4 protein-coding genes are annotated in these 3,321 nt (G+C 68.5%); 3 read left to right on the forward strand and 1 reads right to left on the reverse strand.

Annotated features, from left to right (window positions below; all coding sequences use genetic code 11):
• Together ABNT58_RS01130 and ABNT58_RS01135 are read left to right on the forward strand one after the other, a co-directional pair.
• Positions 1-1,306 (forward strand): NAD(P)/FAD-dependent oxidoreductase (locus ABNT58_RS01130; RefSeq protein WP_348751674.1); only part of this gene is annotated, 1,306 nt, incomplete at its 5' end.
• A gap of 22 nt (positions 1,307-1,328) precedes the next feature.
• Positions 1,329-2,510: a serine hydrolase domain-containing protein gene (locus tag ABNT58_RS01135; RefSeq protein ID WP_348751675.1), complete on the forward strand. Its 1,182-nt coding sequence runs from the start codon at positions 1,329-1,331 to the stop codon at positions 2,508-2,510.
• On the opposite strand, the gene ABNT58_RS01140 is transcribed toward ABNT58_RS01135, so the two are convergent.
• The gene (locus ABNT58_RS01140) at positions 2,507-3,106 is read right to left on the reverse strand and encodes a DJ-1/PfpI family protein (RefSeq protein ID WP_348751676.1); all 600 of its coding nucleotides are present in this window, start codon (positions 3,104-3,106) and stop codon (positions 2,507-2,509) included. The genes ABNT58_RS01135 and ABNT58_RS01140 overlap by 4 nt on opposite strands.
• A gap of 61 nt (positions 3,107-3,167) precedes the next feature.
• Between ABNT58_RS01140 and ABNT58_RS01145 the strand changes: the two genes are divergently transcribed.
• The coding region (locus tag ABNT58_RS01145; protein WP_348751677.1) for a GntR family transcriptional regulator at positions 3,168-3,321 on the forward strand (154 nt) is incomplete at its 3' end.

Consider the following 3,321-nt stretch of genomic DNA (forward strand, 5'->3'; position numbering starts at 1 on the left):
GCCCGACATCCAGTTCAACACCCGCATCACCCGCGCCGAGTGGGACGACAGCCGTGGCCGCTGGCGGGTGAGCACCGACACCGGCGAGCAGATCGACACCCAGTACCTGATCACCTGTGCCGGCATGCTGTCGGCGCCGATGGAAAAGGTGTTCGAGGGGCAGGAGAGCTTTGCCGGCCGCATCTTCCACACCGGCCGCTGGCCGCACCAGCCGCTGGACCTGCGCGAGCAGCGCGTGGGCGTGGTGGGCATCGGCGCCACCGGCATCCAGGTGATCCAGACCATTGCGGATCAGGTCAAGCAGCTGAAGGTGTTCATCCGCACGCCGCAGTACGTGCTGCCGATGAAGAACCCCAGCTACGGCCCGCAGGAAGCCGCGGCGTACAAGGCGCGCTTCGAAGAGTTGCGCGCCACGCTGCCCAACAGCTTCACCGGCTTCGAGTACGACTTCACCCGCCAGTGGGCCAAGGACACGCCCGAGCAGCGCCGCGCCTGGCTGGAAGAGGTGCATGCCGATGGTTCACTCAAGCTGTGGCTGGCCTCGTACGCCGAGATGTTCTTTGACGAGCAGATCAGCGAAGAGATCTCGGAATTCGTGCGCGAGAAGATGCGCCAGCGCCTGAAGGACCCGCGCCTGTGCGAGCTGCTGATTCCCAAGGACTACGGCTTTGGCACCCACCGCGTGCCGCTGGAAACCAACTACCTGGAGGTGTACCACCGCCCCAACGTAGAGGCGGTGAGCGTCAAGGCCAACCCGATTGCGCGCATCGTGCCGCAGGGCATCGAGCTGGCCGATGGCACGGTGCATGAGCTGGACGTGATCGTGCTGGCGACGGGTTTTGACGCGGGCACCGGCGCGTTGACGCGCATCGACATCCGCGGCCGGGGCGGCCGTTCACTGCGCGACGACTGGTTCACCGACATACGCACGACGATGGGCCTGGCCAAGCACGGCTACCCCAACCTGCTGACCACGGCGGTGCCGCTGGCGCCATCGGCCGCGCTGTGCAACATGACCACCTGCCTGCAGCAGCAAACCGAGTGGATCACCGGCCTGGTGGGCCACATGCGCCGCCAGGGCAAGCGGGTGGTAGAGCCCACCGCCGCAACCGAAGCCGCCTGGGTGCGGCACCACGACGAGACGGCCAATGCCACGCTGATCAGCAAGACCACTTCTTGGTATGTGGGTTCCAACGTGCCGGGTAAGCCACGGCGCGTACTGTCTTACACCGGCGGCGTGGGCGACTACAAGCGCCGCTGCGACGAGGTAGCGCGCGACGGCTACCCGGGATTCGAGATGCACTGACCACAGCACAGGAGACAAACCCATGAGCAAGCAGTTGCAGGCCACGCTGGACTCCATCTTGAAGAGCACGGTGGAAGACAGCCCCCAGGTGCCCGGCGTGGTGGCGATGGTCACCGACCGGCAGGGCAATGTGTATGAGGGCGCGGCCGGCGTGCGCCGCGTGGGCGCACCGGCGCCGATGAGCACCGACACGGTGTTTGCCATCTTCTCCACCACCAAGGCCATCACCGCCACCGCCGCGCTGCAGTTGGCGGAAAGCGGCCAGCTGGACCTGGACGCACCGGCCGCGCGGTATGCGCCGGCCATCGGCCAGCTGCAGGTGCTGGAAAGCGTGGACGAACACGGCAACGCCCGCACGCGCCCGCCCAAGACGCAGGTGACCACCCGCCAGCTGCTGACGCACACCGGCGGCTTTGGCTACGACTTCTTCAACGAAAACTACAAGCGCCTGGCCGATGCGGGCAAGCAGCCCAGCGTGATCACCGCCACGCGGGCCGCGCTGCAAACGCCGCTGCTGTTCGACCCCGGTGAGCGCTGGGAATATGGCAGCAACATCGACTGGGTAGGCCAGGTGGTGGAAGGCATCACCGGCCTGCGGCTGGGCGAGGTGTTCCGCCAGCGCATCTTTGCGCCGCTGGGCATCGAGGACATGACCTTCGAGATCAACGACCGGCTGCGCAGCCGCGTGGCCGGCATGCATGCGCGCCACCCCGACGGCCGGCTGGAAGCGATGGACTTCGAGCTGCCGGCCCAGCCCGAGGTGCACTGCGGCGGCCACGGCCTGTATGGCACGGTGGGTGAGTACATGAAGTTCATCCGCATGTGGCTGAACGACGGCGCCGGCCCGCACGGCCGCGTGCTCAAGCCCGAGACGGTGGCCATGGCCTGCCAGCGCCACCTGGACCCCAAGCTCCAGGTGACGATGCTGCCGGGCGTGATCAAGGCGCTGTCGAACGACGCGGAGTTTTTCCCCGGCCTGCCCAAGGCCTGGTCGCTGCCCTTCATGATCAACGAAGCCCCCGCCCCCACCGGCCGCCCGGCCGGCGCGCAAGGCTGGGCCGGCCTGGCCAACCTGTTCTATTGGGTCGACCGCGAAAGCGGCATCGGCGGCTTCTGGGCCACCCAGATCCTGCCCTTCGGCGACCCGGGCTCGTTCATGGGCTACGTCAACTTCGAGACGGCGACGTACCAGGCGTATCGCTAGGCCAGGCAGGGCGACACGTTGCGCAGGGCGCGCGCGACGTACTCGTCCTTCTCGCCCACCGGGGCCACGTAGTGCATGGCCTGGGCCGCCGCCTCCACGCCTTCGGTGCGGGCGATGACCCAGGTGGCCAGGTACTGCGCGGCCAGGCAGCCGCCAGCGGTGGCCACGTTGCCGCGGGCGAAGAAGGGTTGGTCGAGCACGCTGACGCCGGCCTCTTGCACCCAGGGCTTGGTGGTCAGGTCGGTGCAGGCCGCCACGCCTTGCAGCAGGCCCAACTTCGCCAGCACCAGCGCGCCGGAGCATTGGGCGCCGATCAGTTGCCGCGCGGGGTCCAGCTGCAGCCGCGCCATCAGCGCGGCGTCGGCCACCACCTGCCGCGTGAGCAGGCCGCTGCCCACGATCACCGCGTCGGCCTGGCTGGCTTCTTCCAACGTGCTCTGCCCCTCCATCACCACGCCGTTCATCGAGCGCACCTGAGGCGTGGGCGTGGCCAGCGTCACGCGCCAGCCGGGGCGCTGGATGCGGCGCAGCAGGCCCAGCGCGATGAGCGAGTCCAGCTCGTTGAAGCCTTCAAAGGTGAGGATGGCGGTGTGCATGCGGCCGATGCTAGGGGCACCATCCGATACGATCAAACGATTGTCATGGATACGCCCCGCCATGCCCCTGCCCCGCTACAAGCCGCTGGTGGACCGCCTGGCCGCCGACATCCGCCAGGGCCGGCTGCCGCCCGGCACCCGCCTGCCCACGCACCGCGCATTGGCCGCGGCCGAGGGCCTGGCGCTGGTGACGGCCACCCGCGTGTACGCGGAGC

The sequence above is a fragment of the uncultured Aquincola sp. genome, assembly GCF_964001545.1.
GTDB lineage: Bacteria > Pseudomonadota > Gammaproteobacteria > Burkholderiales > Burkholderiaceae_C > Aquincola.